Genomic DNA, 281 nt, shown 5'->3' with positions numbered 1-281 from the left:
CTAGTTCCTTCACCCAGGTTCTCTCAAACGCCTTAGTATTCTCTACCTAACTACCTGTGTCGGTTTATGGTAAGATTTTATATTACCTGATGCTTAGAGGATTTTCTTGGAAGCGTGGTATAGGTTACTTCATCACCTTAATGACTCGTCATCACGCCTCAGATTAAAAAAGACCGGATTTGCCTTATCTTTATACCTACACGCTTAAACCAGGACAACCGTCGCCTGGCTAACTTAACCTTCTCCGTCCCCCCTTCGCAGTAACACAAAGCACAGGAATA

General features: G+C 43.4%; 1 rRNA gene. It reads right to left on the bottom strand.

The features are described from left to right. Positions 1 to 281, bottom strand: a 23S ribosomal RNA gene (locus LDP10_RS03490); the annotation flags it as partial.

The organism is Buchnera aphidicola (Pemphigus obesinymphae) (assembly GCF_026122815.1).
GTDB lineage: Bacteria > Pseudomonadota > Gammaproteobacteria > Enterobacterales > Enterobacteriaceae > Buchnera_C > Buchnera_C aphidicola_BJ.
The sequence above is the reverse complement of the archived record's forward strand: the minus strand, read 5'-3'. Positions and strand labels throughout refer to the sequence as shown.